23 protein-coding genes and 1 pseudogene are annotated in these 19,430 nt (G+C 64.4%); 5 read left to right on the top strand and 19 right to left on the bottom strand.

All coding sequences use genetic code 11. The features are described from left to right. From AC1D3B_RS34495 to AC1D3B_RS34455, 9 genes are all read right to left on the bottom strand, one after another. A partial coding sequence (locus AC1D3B_RS34495; protein ID WP_478195166.1) for a GTP-binding protein occupies positions 1–213 on the bottom strand: 213 nt, incomplete at its 3' end. A 114-nt stretch (positions 214–327) separates the two neighbouring features. Further along, positions 328–2,427 carry an elongation factor G gene (gene fusA, locus AC1D3B_RS34490; protein WP_478195165.1) on the bottom strand — a complete coding sequence of 700 codons (2,100 nt, stop codon included), beginning with the start codon at positions 2,425–2,427 and terminating at the stop codon, positions 328–330. Positions 2,428–2,511: 84 nt separating this feature from the next. After that, positions 2,512–2,985: a 30S ribosomal protein S7 gene (gene rpsG / locus AC1D3B_RS34485; RefSeq protein ID WP_286508375.1), complete on the bottom strand. Its 474-nt coding sequence runs from the start codon at positions 2,983–2,985 to the stop codon at positions 2,512–2,514. Positions 2,986–3,128: 143 nt separating this feature from the next. Continuing rightward, positions 3,129–3,506: a 30S ribosomal protein S12 gene (gene rpsL, locus AC1D3B_RS34480; protein ID WP_028249584.1), complete on the bottom strand. Its 378-nt coding sequence runs from the start codon at positions 3,504–3,506 to the stop codon at positions 3,129–3,131. 146 nt (positions 3,507–3,652) lie between these two features. After that, entirely contained in the window at positions 3,653–4,822 is a 1,170-nt protein-coding gene (locus AC1D3B_RS34475; RefSeq protein WP_478195164.1) for a D-alanyl-D-alanine carboxypeptidase family protein, read from the bottom strand. A gap of 22 nt (positions 4,823–4,844) precedes the next feature. Continuing rightward, the gene (locus AC1D3B_RS34470; protein WP_478195163.1) at positions 4,845–5,477 is read right to left on the bottom strand and encodes an alpha/beta hydrolase; all 633 of its coding nucleotides are present in this window, start codon (positions 5,475–5,477) and stop codon (positions 4,845–4,847) included. Positions 5,478–5,487: 10 nt separating this feature from the next. Continuing rightward, complete coding sequence (locus AC1D3B_RS34465) at positions 5,488–5,841, bottom strand: (2Fe-2S) ferredoxin domain-containing protein (protein ID WP_478195162.1); 354 nt, start codon at positions 5,839–5,841, stop codon at positions 5,488–5,490. A 56-nt stretch (positions 5,842–5,897) separates the two neighbouring features. Continuing rightward, entirely contained in the window at positions 5,898–7,010 is a 1,113-nt protein-coding gene (locus AC1D3B_RS34460) for a VanZ family protein (RefSeq protein ID WP_478195161.1), read from the bottom strand. 5 nt (positions 7,011–7,015) lie between these two features. Further along, the gene (locus tag AC1D3B_RS34455; protein WP_478195160.1) at positions 7,016–7,444 is read right to left on the bottom strand and encodes a CopD family protein; all 429 of its coding nucleotides are present in this window, start codon (positions 7,442–7,444) and stop codon (positions 7,016–7,018) included. A gap of 337 nt (positions 7,445–7,781) precedes the next feature. Between AC1D3B_RS34455 and hemB the strand changes: the two genes are divergently transcribed. Together hemB and AC1D3B_RS34445 are read left to right on the top strand one after the other, a co-directional pair. Beyond that, a complete protein-coding gene (hemB, locus tag AC1D3B_RS34450; RefSeq protein ID WP_478195159.1) occupies positions 7,782–8,786 on the top strand; it encodes a porphobilinogen synthase in 1,005 nt (334 codons plus the stop codon). Between the two features lie 62 nt (positions 8,787–8,848). After that, positions 8,849–9,988, top strand: coding sequence for a magnesium transporter CorA family protein (locus AC1D3B_RS34445; protein WP_478195158.1), 1,140 nt, complete (start codon positions 8,849–8,851; stop codon positions 9,986–9,988). A 68-nt stretch (positions 9,989–10,056) separates the two neighbouring features. On the opposite strand, the gene AC1D3B_RS34440 is transcribed toward AC1D3B_RS34445, so the two are convergent. After that, positions 10,057–10,425: a DUF4148 domain-containing protein gene (locus AC1D3B_RS34440; RefSeq protein WP_478195157.1), complete on the bottom strand. Its 369-nt coding sequence runs from the start codon at positions 10,423–10,425 to the stop codon at positions 10,057–10,059. Positions 10,426–10,642: 217 nt separating this feature from the next. After that, positions 10,643–10,993, bottom strand: a complete 351-nt coding sequence (locus AC1D3B_RS34435; protein ID WP_478195156.1) for an alpha/beta hydrolase — start codon at positions 10,991–10,993, stop codon at positions 10,643–10,645. A gap of 173 nt (positions 10,994–11,166) precedes the next feature. Between AC1D3B_RS34435 and AC1D3B_RS34430 the strand changes: the two genes are divergently transcribed. Further along, on the top strand, positions 11,167–12,123 hold the full coding sequence (locus tag AC1D3B_RS34430; protein WP_478195155.1) for a LysR family transcriptional regulator: 957 nt from the start codon (positions 11,167–11,169) through the stop codon (positions 12,121–12,123). A 54-nt stretch (positions 12,124–12,177) separates the two neighbouring features. On the opposite strand, the pseudogene AC1D3B_RS34425 reads toward AC1D3B_RS34430, so the two are convergent. The 3 genes and pseudogenes from AC1D3B_RS34425 to AC1D3B_RS34415 form a co-directional block, all read right to left on the bottom strand. Beyond that, positions 12,178–12,306: pseudogene (locus tag AC1D3B_RS34425) on the bottom strand (amidohydrolase); the annotation flags it as partial. Between the two features lie 28 nt (positions 12,307–12,334). Beyond that, positions 12,335–13,018, bottom strand: coding sequence for a dienelactone hydrolase family protein (locus AC1D3B_RS34420; protein WP_478195154.1), 684 nt, complete (start codon positions 13,016–13,018; stop codon positions 12,335–12,337). A gap of 23 nt (positions 13,019–13,041) precedes the next feature. After that, on the bottom strand, positions 13,042–13,641 hold the full coding sequence (locus AC1D3B_RS34415) for a DsbA family protein (RefSeq protein WP_478195153.1): 600 nt from the start codon (positions 13,639–13,641) through the stop codon (positions 13,042–13,044). 74 nt (positions 13,642–13,715) lie between these two features. Here AC1D3B_RS34415 and AC1D3B_RS34410 point away from each other — a divergent pair, with 74 nt between their 5' ends. Continuing rightward, the gene (locus AC1D3B_RS34410) at positions 13,716–14,462 is read left to right on the top strand and encodes an SDR family oxidoreductase (protein ID WP_478195152.1); all 747 of its coding nucleotides are present in this window, start codon (positions 13,716–13,718) and stop codon (positions 14,460–14,462) included. 14 nt (positions 14,463–14,476) lie between these two features. Next, entirely contained in the window at positions 14,477–15,118 is a 642-nt protein-coding gene (locus AC1D3B_RS34405; RefSeq protein WP_478195169.1) for a MarC family protein, read from the top strand. A 7-nt stretch (positions 15,119–15,125) separates the two neighbouring features. Here the strand turns inward: AC1D3B_RS34405 and AC1D3B_RS34400 are convergent, their stop codons facing one another. The 5 genes from AC1D3B_RS34400 to AC1D3B_RS34380 are packed head-to-tail and all read right to left on the bottom strand — an operon-like array spanning position 15,126 to position 19,311. Next, on the bottom strand, positions 15,126–15,590 hold the full coding sequence (locus AC1D3B_RS34400) for a metallophosphoesterase family protein (protein WP_478195151.1): 465 nt from the start codon (positions 15,588–15,590) through the stop codon (positions 15,126–15,128). Positions 15,591–15,612: 22 nt separating this feature from the next. Further along, on the bottom strand, positions 15,613–16,290 hold the full coding sequence (locus tag AC1D3B_RS34395; RefSeq protein ID WP_478195150.1) for an ABC-type transport auxiliary lipoprotein family protein: 678 nt from the start codon (positions 16,288–16,290) through the stop codon (positions 15,613–15,615). Positions 16,291–16,301: 11 nt separating this feature from the next. Beyond that, entirely contained in the window at positions 16,302–17,288 is a 987-nt protein-coding gene (locus AC1D3B_RS34390; RefSeq protein ID WP_478195149.1) for an MlaD family protein, read from the bottom strand. A gap of 5 nt (positions 17,289–17,293) precedes the next feature. Beyond that, entirely contained in the window at positions 17,294–18,145 is an 852-nt protein-coding gene (locus AC1D3B_RS34385; RefSeq protein WP_478195148.1) for an ABC transporter ATP-binding protein, read from the bottom strand. Next, positions 18,142–19,311, bottom strand: a complete 1,170-nt coding sequence (locus AC1D3B_RS34380; RefSeq protein ID WP_478195147.1) for an MlaE family ABC transporter permease — start codon at positions 19,309–19,311, stop codon at positions 18,142–18,144. The genes AC1D3B_RS34385 and AC1D3B_RS34380 overlap by 4 nt, the downstream gene beginning before the upstream one ends. Positions 19,312–19,430 lie beyond the last annotated feature (119 nt).

The raw sequence follows: 19,430 nt of genomic DNA, 5'->3' as shown, positions 1-19,430 counted from the left end.
CTCGTATTCGACGTGCGCGGTGTTGATCGTGATGCCGCGCGCCTTCTCTTCCGGCGCCGCGTCGATCTGGTCGTAGGCCTTGGCTTCGCCACCGAACTTGCTCGACAGCACCGTCGCAATCGCCGCCGTCAGCGTCGTCTTGCCATGATCAACGTGACCAATCGTGCCCACGTTCACGTGCGGCTTCGTACGGGTGAATTTTCCTTTTGCCATTTTCTATCCTTGAAAGAGCAGTGCCCGTGTGGGGTTTAACGTCTGCACCCTGTTGCTGGTTCTCTCGCCACGGGCAACGAGAGGCACTGAGTCGCAGACAAGTTCCTTGAAGCCTTACTTTGCGCGCGAAGCGACGATTGCTTCGGCAACGTTGCGTGGGGCTTCAGCGTAGTGCTTGAATTCCATCGTGTACGTGGCACGACCTTGCGACATCGAGCGCAGTGTGGTCGAGTAGCCGAACATTTCCGACAGCGGCACCTCCGCCTTGATGGCTTTGCCGCCACCAACCATATCGTCCATGCCCTGAACCATGCCGCGGCGCGAGGACAGGTCGCCCATCACGTTGCCGGCGTAGTCTTCGGGTGTTTCAACTTCCACTGCCATCATCGGCTCGAGGATCACGGGGTTCGCCTTGCGGGCCCCCTCCTTGAAACCGAAGATCGCAGCCATCTTGAACGCCATTTCGTTCGAGTCCACGTCGTGGTATGAACCGAAGTGCAGTGTGACTTTGACGTCGACGACCGGATAGCCGGCCAGAACGCCTTGCGTTAGCGCTTCGATCACACCCTTTTCAACTGCGGGGATGTATTCGCGCGGCACCACGCCACCCTTGATCGCATCGACGAACTCGAAGCCCTTGCCGGCCTCGTTCGGTTCAAGCTTGAGCACGACGTGTCCGTACTGGCCCTTGCCGCCCGACTGACGCACGAACTTGCCTTCGGCCTCGTCCACAGTCTTGCGAATGGTTTCGCGGTAAGCCACTTGAGGCTTGCCGACATTGGCTTCCACGCCGAACTCGCGCTTCATGCGGTCAACGATGATTTCGAGGTGCAGTTCGCCCATGCCGGCGATGATGGTCTGACCCGATTCTTCGTCCGTGCGCACACGGAACGACGGGTCTTCCTGAGCGAGACGCTGGAGCGCGATGCCCATCTTTTCCTGGTCGGCCTTGGTCTTCGGCTCGACGGCCTGCGAAATCACGGATTCAGGGAAGACCATGCGTTCGAGTGTGACGATCGCTTCCGGATCGCAAAGCGTCTCACCGGTCGTGACTTCCTTCAGGCCCACGCAAGCAGCGATGTCGCCGGCGCGGATTTCGCTGACTTCTTCGCGGTTGTTCGCGTGCATCTGCACGATACGTCCGATACGCTCCTTCTTGCCGCGCACCGGGTTGTAGACGCTGTCGCCCTTGGTCAGCACACCCGAATAGACGCGAACGAAGGTCAACTGCCCGACAAAGGGGTCCGTCATCAGCTTGAACGCCAGGGCCGAGAACTTCTCGTTGTCGTCCGCCTTGCGGGTGACGGGATGCTCGTCCTCGTCCATCCCGGCCACCGGCGGAATGTCCAACGGCGACGGCATGTACTCGACGACAGCGTCGAGCATGGCCTGCACACCTTTGTTCTTGAAGGCAGAGCCGCACAGCATCGGCTGGATTTCACCAGCAATGGTGCGCTGGCGGATGGCGGCCTTGATCTCGGCTTCGCTTAGTTCGTTGCCCTCGAGGTACTTGTTCATCAGTTCCTCGCTCGCTTCGGCAGCGGCCTCAACCAGCTTTTCACGGTATTCGGTGCAAACGGCGGCCAGTTCAGCCGGGATGTCGCCGTATTTGAAGGTCACACCCTTGTCTTCGTCCCAGATGATCGCCTTCATCTTGACGAGGTCCACGATGCCTTGGAAGCGGTCTTCGGCGCCAATCGGGATCTGGATCACGACGGGATTGGCCTTCAGGCGATCGACCATCATCTGACGCACACGCAGGAAGTCGGCGCCAGTACGGTCCATCTTGTTGACGAAGGCAAGGCGCGGAACCTTGTACTTGTTCGCTTGGCGCCACACGGTTTCCGACTGAGGCTGCACGCCGCCAACGGCGTCATACACCATCACCGCACCGTCGAGCACACGCATGGAACGCTCGACTTCAATGGTGAAGTCCACGTGGCCGGGGGTGTCGATGATGTTGATACGGTGCTCGTCAAAGTTCGCGCCCATGCCCTTCCAGAAGCAGGTGGTAGCGGCGGACGTGATCGTGATGCCACGCTCTTGCTCTTGCTCCATCCAGTCCATGGTGGCAGCGCCATCGTGCACTTCGCCGATCTTGTGGTTCACGCCCGTGTAGAACAGGATGCGCTCGGTGGTGGTGGTCTTGCCGGCGTCGATATGCGCGGAAATACCGATATTGCGGTAGCGCTCGATGGGGGTCTTGCGTGACATGAAAATTACTCCGTTAACGGATGAAAGCCCGCCCACCGCTCGAGGTGGGTCGGGCTTCCATCCTGCCTGACTAGGGGACGATTCTTAGAAGCGGAAGTGGCTGAAGGCCTTGTTGGCTTCGGCCATGCGATGCACTTCATCACGCTTCTTCATGGCACCACCACGGCCTTCGGTAGCTTCCATGAGTTCGTTGGCCAGACGCAAGGCCATCGATTTTTCGCCGCGTTTGCGGGCGGCTTCCTTGATCCAGCGCATCGACAGCGCCAGGCGACGAACTGGACGAACCTCGACGGGCACCTGGTAATTGGCACCACCGACGCGGCGCGACTTCACTTCGACCATCGGCTTCACATTGTTGATGGCGATGGTGAAGGCTTCCAGCGGGTCCTTGCCCGGGTTCTTCTTTTCGATCTGATCGAGCGCGCCGTAGATGATGCGCTCGGCGATTGCCTTCTTGCCGCCTTCCATGATCACGTTCATGAACTTCGACAGCTCGACATTGCCGTACTTGGGATCCGGCAGGATTTCACGTTTGGGGACTTCGCGACGACGTGGCATTTTTCTAACCTCTTTGCTTCAGTTGGCGCCGTTTCCGACACCGCGAGAGCCAACAAGACTCTCACTTACTCGACCCAACAGGGTCACTTCGCTCGGCGCGCCCGCCAAGGCAGCACCCGAACACCGTTGAATGACAGGAAGGCTTAGGCCTTCTTGGGACGCTTCGCGCCGTACTTGGAACGCGACTGCTTGCGGTCTTTCACGCCTTGCAAGTCGAGCGAGCCACGCACGATGTGGTAACGCACACCGGGCAAGTCCTTGACACGACCACCGCGAACCAGCACGACGCTGTGTTCCTGCAGATTGTGGCCTTCGCCGCCGATGTAGGAAATGACCTCGAAGCCGTTGGTCAGGCGCACCTTGGCAACCTTGCGCAGCGCCGAGTTCGGCTTTTTCGGGGTCGTGGTGTAGACCCGGGTGCAGACACCGCGACGCTGCGGCGAGTTCTGCATGGCAGGGCTCTTCGACTTGATCTTTTCGACCTCGCGACCCTGACGCACCAGTTGATTGATGGTTGGCATGAATGAATAAATCCCAAAACACCCCGACTGAATTCCTCTACATGACGTGACATGGGGCGAGGAGCCGGGAGATGACGAAAACGTGAAACCCTTCGGATTTTTCCGAAAAGCCTGCGAGTATAGCACCCTGTTCGGAGCAGTAATAGCTACTTTATCCAGAGCCGGACGGCGTCCCACGCCCGCCCAAGGACACCCGCCTGCTCCACCGCATCGAGCGCGACCAGTTGCACTTCGGTCACGGGCTGGTCCGCCAAGGTGATCTCCAGCGACCCGACGGGCTGGTTCTTGGCGAAGGGGGCGACCAGCGGATCGGGCCGTGCCACCTGCGTCTTGATCTTGCTCGCGGACCCAGCCGGAACTGCCACCACGATGGCTTCGGGACGGCCGAGCTTGACCGTGTTTTCCTTGCCTTTCCACACCTGGGGCGTTGCAACCGGCTGATTGGCATCAAACAGCCGCACCGCGTCATAGGCCGTGTAGCCCCAGTTGAGAAGTTTCTGCGACTCGTTGGCGCGCGCGTTTTCGCTGGACGCGCCCAGGACGACGGACAACAGCCGGCGGCCACCGGCCAGATTCGGGAAATCACGCTTGGCGGTCACGACCATGCAGTAGCCGGCAGCATCCGTGTGGCCCGTCTTCAATCCGTCGACGGTCGGATCACGGAAAAGCAGCAAGTTGCGATTTGTCTCGTTGGTCGACGGGGTGCCGGGAAAGCGGTACTTCTTGATCGCGAAGTAGGGCGCGTACTCCGGAAAGTCACGCATGAGCCGCGTCCCCAGGATGCTCAGGTCGCGCGCGGTGGTCGTATGGCCCGGCACGACGAGCCCCTCCGGATTCTTGTAGACCGTGTTCTTCAGGCCGAGCACCTTGGCCTGCTCATTCATGAGTTCGACGAAATGCTCGACCGTCCCGCCCACGCCCTCGGCGAGCGCGATCGTCGCGTCATTGCCGGACTGGACGATCAACCCCTTGATCAAGTCTTCGACCGGCACCCGCATCTTGGGGTCGATGAACATCCGCGACCCTGGCATCTTCCAGGCGCGGACGCTGACAGGGAGCGTCTGCTGCAAAGTGATCTTCTTGGCCTTGAGCGCGTCGAAGACCAGGTACGCCGTCATCAGCTTGGTGAGGGACGCGGGCTCGACGGGCGTGTCGATGTCCTTTTGCGCGAGCACCTGGTTCGCGGTGACATCCAGCAGGATATAGCTGCGCGCCGCAACTTCGGGAGGCGCCGGGACCTGGGCGACAGCGATCACGCAAATGGATGCGGCAGCGCTCACTGCCAACGCGCGCAGCGCTTTGAACAAACGATTCATGGAGAGGCGTGGAGACGAAGAACTAGCCAGCGCGGAGATGGCGGGCCACAAGATTCTTGAGCAGCGGCAATTGTCCGTGAAAGAAATGTCCGCCCCCTGGAACGACTGTGACAGGAAGTGACTGCGGCCGTGCCCAGTCCATCACGGCGGCGAGCGGAACGGTGTCGTCCTGCTCGCCATGCACGATGAGGGTGCGCTCGTGCGAGTCCGGCGGCAGTGTCGCGACGGAAAAGCGCGACGCGGCCGTGCCGACGAGAACGACGCTCCGGATATCGCGCGAAGTCCAGAGCTTTTCGATGACGCGACTCGCGACAAAGGCGCCGAACGAAAAGCCGGCAATGGCCAGCGGCCCGTCGGGGGCCACTTGGCCTACGAGTTCAAGCATGTCTTCGCGTTCGCCCCGACCTTCGTCGTGCACCCCTTCGCTGGCGCCAACGCCCCGGAAGTTGAAGCGCACGGCGGTCCAGCCGCAGGCGACGAATGCGCGCGCCAGCGTCTGCACGACCTTGTTGTCCATGGTCCCGCCGAAGAGCGGATGAGGATGGCTGATTACGGCGACGCCTTGCGCGGGGGCACCGTCCGCCGCAGGATCGCGCAGCACCTCGATAGCGCCGGCAGCACCCTTCAACTGAAGTTTCTCAGTGCGCGAGTTCATTGAATTGTCCTCAGCGGCCGACATCAGGTGGCAGCAGTAGGCGCTCGACGACCTGCCCGTTTTTCAGGTGCGACTCGACGATCTCGTCGATGTCGTCCGTGTCCACGAAGGTGTACCAGACCGCTTCCGGGTAAACCACGGCGACCGGTCCTCCCGCGCAACGGTCCAGGCAGCCAGCCTTGTTGACCCGGACCTTGCCAGGCCCCGCCAGCCCCGCTTCCTTGACCCGCGCCTTGCAGCGATCGAATCCCTCCTGCGCGTTGTGCTTCGAACAGGAGTCTTCGCCACTCTTGCGTTCGTTCAGGCAGAAGAAGATGTGACGACCGTAGTAGCCCGCCGGCGCGGTGATGCTTGAACTCGACATCGAACCATTCTATTGACCGCGACCGCTGCGATGCTCTACCAGGGTCGCTCGGACGCTCATGCACCCTTCGCCCGACTGGACAGCGCCATCAGCACATAGCCAAGCGTTGCGAACGGCCACAACCACCCCAGCCATTGTGCGAGCCCATGAAAACGAATGAAGCGCCCCTGCTCCCATGTCGCCAGCGTCTGCGCGAAGTAGGCGCTTTCCGGCGCCTGGTTGAGGAGACTCAGATGCACCACCAGCGCAATGAGCAACAAGGCCGCGCAGAAACGGCGAGGCGCCCCAATGAGCAGAACCCCGACGAACAGCGCAGCGGCGATGCCGATCTGGACCGGCAGACTCAACCAGGCCCATGCGTGTTCCGGTCCGTAGCTGAGCGCCGCGGATAAGGCCGTCGCCGCCATGCCGCAAAGCAGCGTCAGCGGCAAGAGGATGGCGCGCCGCGCGATCGACCGGGTGATCAGGAAGGCGAGCAGGCACGGGACCAGGGCGCCCAGCATGACGCACAGCAGTTCGACGCCCGGGACCAGGGGCTCGAGTTCGAACTGGCGCACCGGCATCCAGTCGATGAACGGGGTGTCGAGCAGCCACTCCGAAATCGCGGTCTCGACCCGCTCGAATACCTGCCCGAGCCCGAAGGTGACCGCGGCCGGAAAAAGCAAGGCGGGCGGCCAAAGCGCCAGCAGGACCAGACCGCCGCGCGAATCCTCGACGAACCAGTTGGAGCGAGTCCGGTGCCAGTGGGCCACTGCCCCAAATCGTTCGAGCGCCGCGGCGAGCACGGCCCCCGCAAACGCCCCGAGGATGTTCAGCCCGAGATCGACGTTGGAAGGGATGCGGACCGGGAGGTAGCTTTGCAAGGTCTCCATGGCAAACGAAATCGCCGCGCCAGCGGCCGTCGCGCGCAGCACCGCGCGAACGCTGCCGGCCCCGGGACGGGCGCGCAGCACGGCGATGGCGGACAGGAAGCCGAAGGGCATGTAGCCGACCACATTGATCCCGAAGTCGAACGCGGTCCAATACCTCGGCCACGGCGCGGCGAGATAGGCCCACGGCGCAATGCCCTGGTCTCGCCAATCGGCGAACGGATAGAGGCTCGCATAGATGATGAGCGCCGCGTACGCGAGCGCCAGAGGCAATGCGACGGTCTTGTGCTGCGTTGCCACAGCGTTCAGAACGGCTTGACGACGACCAGCACCACGATGCCGAGCAACAGAAGCACCGGCAGTTCGTTGAACCACCGGTACCAGCGGTGGCTTCGCTGGTCATTGCCTGCGGCAAGCCGGCGCAGAAGCAAGCCGCAGCCGTGGTGATAGCCGATCACCACGAGCACGAGCGCAAGCTTCGCGTGCATCCAGCCATTGCCCGGCCCCCGGCCGATGCCGTAGCCAAGCCACAGCCACAAGCCGAATCCCAAGGCCGGCACTGCAAGGAACGTCGTGAAGCGGAACAGTTTGCGCGCCATGAGCACGAGCCGCGCCCGCTCGGCCACGGATTCCGGAGCCACCATCGCCAGGTTGACGAAGATTCGAGGCAGGTAGAAAAGTCCAGCAAACCAACTGGCAATGAACACGATGTGCAGCGATTTGACCCAGAGCATGGCGGCAGTTTAGTGGGGCGCGATTTCAGTGTCGGCTCTGGCAGGACGCGAGTTTCGACGCGCAAAAAAAAGCCCGGCGTCAAAACGCCGGGCTGGGAAGCCCTTTTGCTGTCACACATCAAGGCACCCGCTCAGGGAGGAAAAGCGGGGAGCGGCAAGCCGCCCAAGACAGAATTTAACAAAGGCAAAACAACCTATCAAGCTTGCGATGACTTTTTTTGACCTTTTGGTTCATAAAACAAGACTGTTAGCTTGATTTGGGTATGTTTTCCAACGACCAGGGTGTGCTCACGCCTTCCGACGATGCCCCTCGAGCCAATGGGGCACAATTTTCGACATGACCCTCCATGCCCCATTTCCGGCCGGCCGGCCGCGCCGCTTGCGCCGGGACGCTTTCACACGCAACCTCGTGCGTGAGCACATGCTCTCGCCCCACGACCTCATCTATCCGGTATTTGTCCAGGAAGGCGCGAAGCGCCGCGATGCCGTTCCGTCCATGCCGGGCGTGGAACGACTCAGCCTGGACCTGCTGCTCCCCGTGGCCGAGCAGTGCGTGACACTCGGGATTCCAGTGATGGCGCTGTTTCCCGTTATCGACGCTTCACTGAAGACACCCTACGGCGACGAAGCCTTCAATCCAGACGGTCTGATTCCGCGCGTGGTGGCCGCGCTCAAGGCCCGCTTTCCGGAGCTCGGCGTGATGACGGACGTCGCGCTGGACCCCTACACCAGCCACGGCCAGGATGGCCTGCTCGACGATACCGGCTACATCCTCAACGACCCGACCGTCGAAGTGCTCGTCAAGCAGGCGCTCACGCAATCGCAGGCCGGCGTCGACATCGTGGCGCCGAGCGACATGATGGACGGCCGTATCGGTGCCGTCCGCAACGCACTCGAATCGCGCGGTGACATCCACACGCGCATCATGGCCTACAGCGCCAAGTACGCCAGCGCCTTCTACGGCCCTTTCCGCGACGCTGTCGGCTCGGCCGCAAACCTCGGCAAGAGCAACAAGAAGGTCTACCAGATGGACCCGGGCAACAGCGACGAAGCGCTACGCGAAGTGGCGATCGACATCGCCGAAGGTGCCGACATGGTGATGGTCAAGCCCGGCATGCCCTATCTCGACATCGTTCGCCGTGTGAAGGACGAGTTCCGCGTGCCGACTTTCGCCTATCAGGTCAGCGGCGAGTACGCGATGCTCAAAGCCGCGGCCCAGAACGGCTGGCTCGACCACGACGCGGTGATGCTTGAAAGCCTTCTCGCCTTCAAGCGCGCAGGCGCCGATGGAGTGCTTACGTATTTCGCGCTCGATGCAGCACGGTTGCTGAAGCAGCCTTAGGGACGCGATCGTGCGGCGCACCGGGCCGCAACGATGCCTAGAAGAACAAAGGGACAGTTTTCATGCGCATTTTCAAGATCGACGGCACGCGCGTCAGCGAACACGATGCGCTTGCGCCCATGGCTGCGCCGGGTGCGTGCGATCAAGGCTATCTGTGGCTGTCGCTGACGCGGGACGAATTCCGTGCGTCGCTCCAGCAGGTGCAGGACGTTCTGCAATCGCTCTGCAACACGCACCTCGTCGACCTGCATGTGAGCGATCTGCTCAACGACCAGTTGCCATCGCGCTACGACTACACGTCGCAGTACGACCTTCTCGTATTCAGACGGCTGGCAGCCGCCAACGGCACGGATCAACCGCCCGCCGTTGAACCCGCGACCTTGCATGGGGGACCGCCTGTGCTGCGGCGCGTGGACACGCGGCCCGTCGGCTTCGCGGTCTTCGATCGCGTCCTGCTGTCGGTCCACCCTGAAGACGGTGCCGTGCGCGATGCCTTCGCCACCAAGCTTCTTGCCGCGGCCGCACAGGACGACCGCGGCCGAGCCGCCCTGCCCGCGCTGGACGCGCGCGCCGTTTCCGCGCGCATACCTTCCAGCCCCGCGGATCTCATGCTGCGCGTCGTCAACCAGATCGTCGATGCCTACCTGGACCTTCGACGCGAGTTGACCCGGCAACTGGATCACTGGCAGGCCGAGCTGATCGACCCGAGAAGCCGCTTCACCAACTGGAGCGCGCTGATGGACGCCCGGCAGTCACTGCATCACCTCGACGAGATCTGCGAAGACCAGCGCGCGTGCATCCAGGACTGGATCGATTCCCTCGAAACCTTGCCGACGCCCGAAGGTGCGGCCGAGCAGCGCGAACGCGAACTCGTCATGGTCCGCAGCCGGGACGTGCTGGAGCACATCGAGCGCGTGGTGCACCATGTCCGTCGACTCGAGCAAAACGCCGAGACCGCCGTGCAGATGCACTTCAGCGTGCAAAGCCATCGGGCGAACGACATCATGCGGGTGCTCACGGTGCTCACGGCGGTGTTCCTGCCCCTCAACCTGATCGCAGGCATCTTCGGCATGAACTTCGAATTCATCCCGCTCGTGCACAAGGCCGATGGCTTCTGGATCGCCATGGGATCCATGGGAGTGATCGCGCTGGTGCTCGTCGTCGTGTTCTGGCGAAAGCGCTACCTCGCGCGCACGCGCTAGCAGTGCGCCAATGAAAAAGCCGGGCGGCGCTCGCGCACCGCCCGGCTTTCGTCAGGCCGAAACCCGAATTACTTGGCCGCAGCCGCGCCTTCCTTTTGAGCCTGGACCTGGGGTTCGGTCGACTTGTTCATGGTCGAGATCAGGCGGCTGTTGTACTTCGAGCCGGGGGTGACGTTCGCGTCGGCGGCGTTTGCGGTCGCGATGGCTTGCGCACGAACCGCAGCGGGGTCAGCCACCGGGTTGAAGCGCTCGGCGCCACGCGAACCGCGCGGAATGTTCTGGTCGGCGGCAGCGGCGGCGCTGACGGCCTCTGCGCTGACTTCGTCGCGGCTCTTGGCCGAAACGGTCGATTGCACGCCTTGGTACGTTTCAGCCTGGGCGCCGGCGGCAGCCAGGATCGAGAGAGCGGCAGCGGCGAGAATGTGCGAAGTCTTCATTTCAGTTTCCTTGGGTTCGTCTGAGTTCGGTTTCAAAATCAGGCTTGCTGTCGCTGGCCTGTGCGACCGAGTCTCCCGTGGATCGACCAAGGGAAAACACCGAGAAACGAGACACCGCGTTTCCGCTTTCGAAACAATCCGACACCTTCTGGGCCGGACGCATGAAAAAGGCCGGTCCGCGCTCTCGCACGGACCGGCCTTCAGGCGCGATTGCGGATCAGAGACCGGCGCGTTGCGTCACCGGACGCTCGATCTTGTATTGCGACGGAACCACGCTGTTCACGAAGGCTTTGCGGTCCAGGTTCTGGTTCGGCTCGTGAGCGGTGGCAACAGCTTGCGCGTTGACGGTCGAACGGTCGACCGAAGCGGTCATGGCCGGAGCGACGCGCGACGAGGCAGCATCACCGTACGGGTTCTCGCTGCGAGCGGCTGCGACGGCTTGCGCATTCACGTCGTCGCGGCTGTTGGCCGACACGGGGGCGTGCACGCCTTCATAGGTTTCTGCTTGCGCGCCAGCGGCGGCGAGAATCGTCAGAGCGGCAGCGGCGATGATCTTCGAGGTCTTCATTTCAATGTCCTTGGTTTGCTTTGGATGATGTTGAACCGGCGACCTTGTTCAGTGCCTTGTTCACTCAGATCAGCCTTCGCTGCTCTGTGGAGGTGGAGTTTGCTACAAATAGCTAGGTGAAAACCCTAGGAAAACGAATCACCGTGTTCGTCAAATAGAAACAATGGAGCTGAATGGACGGTCTTGACCTGCTGAAAGCCTTTCGCGAAGTCGCCGCGCGCGGCAGTTTTTCCCGGGCGGCCACGACGCTCGGCATGTCGAAGGCGAACGTGAGCAAATACGTGGCTCAACTCGAAGAACGCTTCGGCGTGCGCCTGCTCAACCGGTCTACGCGCTCGGTCAGCCTGACCGACGCGGGACATCTCCTGCTCGAACGCAGCAAGCCCCTCATGGAGATGGTCGAGCTCACCCAGAGCGAACTCCAGGAGCATGCCGGCCACCCGCGTGGACGGCTCCGCATCACGGCGCCCCACGGCCTGGGGCAAAGCGCGTTTCCAGGCATCGTCGGCGACTTCATGGCGACCTACCCGGACGTGCATGTGAGCCTGCACCTGAGCAACCGCGTGATCGATCTTGTCGAGGAAGGCGTGGACGTCGCCCTGCGCCTGGGCCGCATCCGCGACGAGAACCTGATCGTGCGCCGCTTGCGCCTCATGGACCTTGCCCTGTGCGCAACGCCGGCGTACTGGGCCCGCCGCGGCCTGCCAAAGAAACCGGACGACATGCGCGGGCACGACGTGCTGACCTACTCGCTCGCGGGCGGCGCGCCGCATCTTCCCTTCGAGGTCGACGGCCAGCCCTACAGCGTGCCAGTGCACAGCCGCATGGACGCGAACGACGCGGCGCCGCTTGTCGGGGTGGCGCTCGCCGGGTTGGGCGCCGTGTGCGTGCCGGCGATGATGGCGCAGTCGCACATCGAGCGCGGCGCGCTGGTGCCCGTGCTGAAAGAGTACATGCCGCGCGACCTCTGGCTGTACGCGGCCTATTCCCAGCGCCGGCACAACAGCGCCGCCTTGCGTGCCTTGCTGGACTTCCTCGAGGCGCGCGTGCGCGATGCCGATCCCGAAACGGCCGACAAGCCAGCGGCGCATCCCGCTGGCCGCAAGACCAGCAGGCCGGTGGCTACCTGACCCCGAACAGCGAGGCCGCGTTCCCCTGCACGCGTCCTACCGGCGGGCCGCCGATGCCCAGATCAGCCGCAGCGTCCGCCCCTGGGACGGTGCATGGGCCATCAGCAGATCGATCGCCACGTCGTCCACGTGCGCGAGCACCGCCAGCTTCTGCTGCGCCGCCAGCGCGATCGGGCGGCGTGCACGAGACCGGCCACGCCGCGCCCCGGGCTCAGCCGACGTTCTTTGCGAAGAATGCCAGCGCGCGCTCCTTCGCCAGCTTGGCGGCCTCGGCGTTGTACGAACCGCGCTGGTCGCAATTGAATCCGTGTCCGCATTCATAGACGTGGACTTCGATCTCGGGATGTGCCTTCTTGAAGGTCTCGATCGTGTCGAGCGGAATCCAGTGGTCGTTGTTGCCGAACTGCGCGAGCACCGGCACCTTGGGCTTGCGGGCGGCTTCTTCGGGCGTCGTCATGCCGCCGCCGTAGTAGGGCGCCGCGGCAGCGAGGCCCGACAGTTGCTCGGCCGCCCGCCACGTCAGCAGACCGCCCCAGCAATAGCCCACGATGCCGACCTTGCCTGCCTTCGATGCGTAGTCGACCGCCGCCTGGAGGTCCTGCATCACACCGGGTGCGGGCAATGCCTCGACCGCCGTCTTGAGCGCGAAGCCGGCCTTCATGTCGTCTTCGGTGTAGCCGAGTTCGACGTCCTGCTTGACCCGTTGGAAGGTCGCAGGCGCGATCGCCAGATAGCCGTCGGCCGCGTAGCCGTCGGCCACCGAGCGGATGTGCGAGTTGACGCCGAAGATCTCCTGCACCACGACGACGGCACCCTTGGGCTTGCCCGCAGGCTCCGCCACATACGCGGGAAAGGTGAAGCCGTCCTTGGCCGTGAGATCGATGAATTGACCCATGGTGATACCCCTGTGGTTGATGCCTATGACTTGAGTGTACGTTCGACGAAATCGAGGCGATCCTGGCCCCAGAAGATCTCGCCGTCGATGACGTAGCTCGGCGCGCCAAACACCTTGGCGTCGATTGCCTGCTGCGTGTAGTCCTCGTAGCGTTCCTGCACGGTCTGGCTATGGGATTGCTCGATCCGGCGCGCCGACAGCCCGCATTCGACCGCCAGGGCTTCGAGCACCTTCGGGTCGGCGATGTTGCGCTCCTGCACCCACACGGCCGCGAACACCGCGCCGCAGAGCTTCATCGCGGAATCCGTGCCGTCATGCAGGTCGACGGCGATGATGAGCTTGGCGGCGTCGTCGCTCGGGACCGGGAAGAACTTCGGCTTGGTATTCAGCGGCATGTCGAGGTGCCGCGAGAATCGCGCCAGATCGACCAGCCGATAGGCCTGCCGCTGCGGCGCGCGCTTTCCGAGCGGAAGGCCGCCCGACACCGGGAAGACGGCGCCGAAATCGATCGGCCGTACTCTCACCGTGGCGCCGCTCGACTTCGCCAGGGCGGCAAAGCGCGCATGGCCCAGGTAGGTCCAGGGACTCTGGGGCGTGAAGTAGTAGTCGATGCTGCGGCTCAAGGGCGTCTCCTCGGTGATTTAATCCGTGCGAACAGGTTTTAACTGACACACGGCTTCTGTGCAGGAGGTGGGATTTGAACGAGGTTCTCTTGGTCACCGGCGGCAGTCGCGGCATCGGCGCCGCGACGGCTTTGCAGGCGGCGCGCCGCGGCTATGCCGTCGCCGTCAACTACGCGAGCAATTCCCTCGCCGCCGACGAGGTGGTGCGCACCATCCGCGCGGGCGGCGGCACCGCGATCACCGTGCAGGCCGATGTCGGCGACGAGGCGCAGGTCATCGCCATGTTCGAGAAGGTCGACGCCAAGCTCGGCCGCCTCACTGCCCTGGTCAACAACGCCGGCGTGGTCGACATGCAGGCACGGGTCGACGAGATGAGCGTCGCGCGACTCGAGCGCATGCTGCGCATCAACGTCATCGGCAGCTTCGTCTGCGCGCGCGAGGCCGTGCGTCGCATGAGCACGAAGCATGGCGGCAGCGGTGGCGTCATCGTCAACCTGTCGAGCGCTGCAGCGCGCCTCGGATCGCCCGGGCAGTACGTCGACTACGCCGCCAGCAAGGGCGCGATCGAAAGCTTCACCATCGGACTCGCCAAGGAAGTCGCCGACGAGGGCATCCGCGTCAACGCGGTCCGGCCCGGACTGATCGATACCGAGATCCACGCTTCCGGCGGCCTCCCCGATCGGGCCGCCCAGCTCGCACCGACGGTGCCGATGAAACGCACGGGCAGCGCCGAGGAAGTCGCCAACGGCATCATCTGGCTGTTGTCGCCGGAATCGAGCTATGTCACCGGAAGCTCCCTGGACGTGACAGGCGGTCGCTGATGGCCACGCCGACGATGGACCTGATCAAGCCGCTGATCACGCTGCTGGCCATCGTGAATCCGCTCGCGATCGTGCCCTTCTTCATCCACTACACGCAGGAATGCACGGAGCAGCAGCGCAAGCGCACGGCCTGGGTGTCGGCCTTCAGCGCCTTCGTGGTCATCGCGGTGAGCGCACTCATCGGATTGCAGCTCCTGTCGTTCTTCGGCATCTCGATCGCGAGCTTCCAGGTCGGCGGCGGCATGCTGCTCCTGATCAGCTCGCTCAACATGCTGAACGCACAGCCGGCCGAATCGAAGACCAGCAAGGAAGAGATCCGCGCGACGGAGGTGAAGGCCTCGCTCGGCGCTTCGATCGCCGTCGTGCCGCTGACCATTCCGCTGCTCACCGGTCCGGCCACCATGTCGTCGGTGGTCATCTTCGCCGACCGGACGCAGCACGTCTGGGAGCTGGCGATCCTGGTCGGCTACGGCGTGGTGATCGGCCTGGCGACCGGCATCACCTTCTCTCTCGCGGAGCCGATCGCGCGCGTGCTGGGCAAGACCGGCATCAACGTGATGACGCGGCTCATGGGGCTGATCCTCGCGGCGCTGGCCGTGGAGGTGATGGCCGACGGGCTCGGCACCCTCTTCCCGGTGCTCCACCGGGCCACTTGATCGCGCCCTACTCCAGCGTCAGTTCGACGATGCGCGGCGTGACGGCGCCGCCTGTCAGCCGGAGTTCGGCGACCGCGATGGGCAAGCGGAAGCGCCGCGGCCCGGCGCTGCCCGGGTTGATGTACAGCACATCGCGGCGCATTTCGGCCAATGGCCGATGCGAATGCCCGGACACGATCACGCGAATCCTCTCGGCGGCAGGGTCGATGCGCAGTTGGGCGAGGTCGTGCAGGGCGTAGAGGCGCAGTCCGCCGATTTCGACCAGCGCCGTCTCCGGCACCGCCTGCGCCCAGGGTCCTACGTCGTTGTTGCCACGCACCGCGGTCACCGGTGCGATGGCCGCCAAGTCGTCGAGGATGCGCTGCGATCCGATATCGCCGCCGTGGACGATGTGGTCGCAGCCTTGCAGGAAGGCCACGGCTTCCGGCCTGAGCAGGCCGTGCGTGTCGGAAATCAGGCCGATGCGTTGCATGCGAGGGCGCGCCTGCGGAGGGTTAGCGGGCCTGGATCACCCAGGCGACCAGATCGGCAGCCACCGCATCGCTCGCAGCCGCGAGCGCCTTCACGCCACCGGCCGCGTCATTGGTCGGCGCGGGTCGCTGCGCCGTGAAGGTGCGTTGCGCCAGAACACGGTCGCCGCCGGGATTGTTCCGTATCAGCGTGGCGCTGACGCGCACGAGGCCCACGCTGCTCGTGGGCGATTCGAAGTATTGGCTGAACTCCTCCAACGAGAGGCGCAGCATGTCGGGCACGCGGCCTTCGGTGCGGGCGATGGTGGCGCTCTCCTCCGGCCCCAGCACCGTCTGGCCGACGGCCAACGCCTCGCGCACGCGCAGGCGAAGCAACTGCGCCGGCGCCTGGCTCCAGCGCGACTGGCCGTAAGGCTTCAATTCATTGGCGTCGGCATAGCCGAGCCGATACAGCATCTGCGTGCCGTCCAGCCGGGAGGTCGAATCGATCTCGGCCAGCGCGATCGGCTGTAGGGCAGGCTTGCCAGCCGGCACCGGCGAACTGGACACCCCACCCGGTCCGAAGTCGTAGAGAGTGGCACGCGCAGGCTTGTCAGGCAGCGCGCCGCATCCTGCCGCCAGCAGCATCGCCGCGATGCCGCCAAGGCCGGAAAGCCGTGCCCACGGGGCGCCGGCGACGATGTTCTTCAGTGCGTCGTACATGGTCTTCACCTTCAAGGGCGAGCGGGCGCAGCGGCCGGCGCGGAGAAACCGGGCTCGCCCGGACCCGCGACCGCGCCGCCGTTGCCGAACAGCAGCGATTGCGGGTTGTCGTTGATGCCCTCGGCCGCGCGTCCCAGGCGCCGCACGGCGCGAGACGTGTCGTCCGCCACGCGATTCACGCGCGGCAGCGTCGCGTTGTTGAAGGACTCGACGGCCTGCGACAACGCCTTCGTGCCGTCGCCGAGGCGGTCGATCGGTCCATCCGCGGCGTTGAGGCGGCCGACTGTTGTGTTGAGGTTGTTGGCCACGCGGGAGACATCGCCCGCCGCGGTCTTGACCGTGCCCAGCGCGTCCTTGGTCCGATCCATCAGGGGCGGCAAGGCCTTCAGCGCCGGGTTGACCCCGGTCGTCAGGGTGTTGTCCAGCGACCGGGTGAGCTGGTTGGCGCTGGCCGCCGCCAGGGAGATGCTTTCGAGCGCGTCGGCGATGCGCTTCTGGTTGTCGTCGCTCAGCAGCGTGTTGACGCGCCGGGTCGCTTCCTCGACCTTGTTGATGATGACCTCGCCACGATCCTGCAGCTGTGCGAGCAGCGAGGGCTTGAGCGGGATGCGCGGCGGGTCGTCGTTGTCGGGCGCCAGCGCCACCTGCGATTCGCCCTTGTCGTCGAGCGCGATGAAGGCCAAGCCGGTCACGCCCTGGTAGCTGAGCGTCGCGAAGGTCGAGGTCGTGAGCGGCACGCGCTCGTCGACCGTGATGCGCACCCGCACATTGCCCCGGACCTTGGGGTCGAAGTCGATCGAGGTGACCTTGCCGACGGCGATGCCGCGGTAGCGGACCATCGCCTGGGGCTGCAGGCCGCTCACGGGGTCCCGCGTGGACAGCTCATAGGTGTTGCGAACGGTGTCGTCGCGCGTCAGCCACACGACCAGCGCAACCAGCACAGCGACCAGGCCAAGCACGAAGGCGCCGGCAGCGAGGGCATGGGCCTTGTTTTCCATGGCATCTACCTTTCAGTTGATGGGGCCCGGCCGGTCAGCAGTCCGGTGACGGACGCGGGCGCGGACCCGTCATGCAGGGCTTCCATGGCGCGCTGGCCACGGCCGCCGAGAAAGTACTCGTGGATGAACGGATGCGGATAGGCGATCACGTCGCGCGCCGTCCCGGCGACGATGACTTTCTGGTCGGCCAGCACCGCGATGCGGGTGCTCAGGTCGAACAGGGTGTCGAGGTCGTGCGTGACCATCACCACCGTCAGTCCGAGCTCACGATGCAGGCTGCGCAGCAGGTCGCAGAAGCCGTCGGCACTTTCCGGATCGAGGCCGGCAGTGGGCTCGTCGAGCAACAGCAGCGGCGGGTCCATGATCAGGGCGCGCGCCAGCGCCACGCGCTTGATCATCCCGCCCGACAGGTCGGAAGGGCTCTTCGTCGCCTGCTGCGGGGTCAATCCGACCATCTGCAGCTTGACCAATGCGGCATCGCGAATGAGGTCATCGGGCAACAGCTTGAGCTCTCGCAACGGGAACGAGATGTTGTCGAGCACGCTGAAAGCCGAGAACAGTGCGCCGTGCTGGAACAGCATGCCCACGTTGGCTGCGCCCATCGCACTGAGCTGTCCGGGCGGTCGACCCAGAACCGAGACCTCACCCTTGGTAGGGTGCTCCAGCCCGAGGATCTGGCGCAGCAGCACCGTCTTGCCGGTGCCCGACCCGCCCACGAGCGACAGCACTTCGCCGCGCATGATCGAGAGGTCGAGATCGCGGTGCACCACTTGGTCGCCGTCAGGTGACTTGAACACGGTCCAGAGCTTGCGGATCTCCACCACGCTCGCCGGGTCGCGGGTCGGGGTGTCAGTCATGCGCGCAATCCCACGCCCTTGAACAGCACGGCAAACAGCGCGTCGACCAGGATCACGACGGTGATCGAGGTGACGACCGAAGACGTGGTGCCCCGCCCGAGGCTCTCCGTGTTGGGCTTCACCTTCATGCCGAAATAGCAGCCGATGAGCGCGATCAGGATGCCGAACACCGCCGACTTCGACATCGCCAGCCAGAGATTCGACAGCGGCACCGCGCGCGGCAAGGCCGAGAGGAAGTACGACGGCGAGATGTCGAGCGACAGGTCGGCCGCGATCATTCCGCCGAACAGCGCGGCCATCGACGTCCACATGCTGATCAGCGGCATGGCGATGGCCAGCGCAAGCACCCGCGGCATCACCAGCCGGAAGCCGTGCGGGATGCCCATCACGCGCATGGCGTCGAGTTCCTCGGTCACCCGCATCACGCCGATCTGCGCCGTGATGGCCGACCCGGAGCGCCCGGCAATCAGCACAGCGGCCAGGACGGGCCCCAACTCGCGGATCAGCGACAGGCCGAGGATGTTGACGATGAAGGTCTCCGCGCCGTACTGCCGCAATTGCTGCGACGTGAGATAGGCCAGCACGACCCCGATGAGCAGCCCCACCAGCGCCGTGATGGGCAGCGCCGTCGTGCCGAACTGGTAGATCTGCCCCGAGAAGTCGCGCCAGGGTCCGCGATGCGGCGCCCGGATCAGCTTGCCGATGTCGAGGGTGAGCTGCCCGATGAGGCGAAGGAAGTCGCGCGCCACGAACATCATGCGCGGACCGTTGTGCACGAAGGCCTTGAAGCGGTCCACCAGCGTCGGCCCGGATTCCACCGGAGCGAGGCAGGTGTACAGCGCGACCTGGTCCAGCACGGCCTTGTGCTGCGAATCCATTTCGAGATGCGGCGGCCAGGCCTTCTGCCAGTGGTTCCACAGCAGTTGGGCGCCGATGTGGTCGAGTTGCTCGATCGGCCTCAGGTCCCAGTGCCGATCGTCCTGCGCGGGAACGCATTCGAGGTCTTGCGAGACCGATTCCCAGGCGCTTTGCGAGGACATGGCCAGCGCGGTCCACCGGCCGCTGGCCACGGCCCAGTGCGCCCCCTCGTGATCGTGCTCCTCGACACGCGGTTGCACGCTGGTCGCGTCTTGCGCGTCGGCGGGCGATGGCGAGTCGATGGGCATGGAGCAGGGGTGAGGCGTGGCTGCGAAGGACGCCGCATCGTAACCGGGTGCGTCTGCGGCGGACCGGGCAATCGCCCCCCATCGGCGTAGGCGTTCGCGCAATGCGCGGGCGTTTGCCA

The organism is Variovorax sp. P5_A3 (assembly GCF_056400665.1).
The sequence above is the reverse complement of the archived record's forward strand: the minus strand, read 5'-3'. Positions and strand labels throughout refer to the sequence as shown.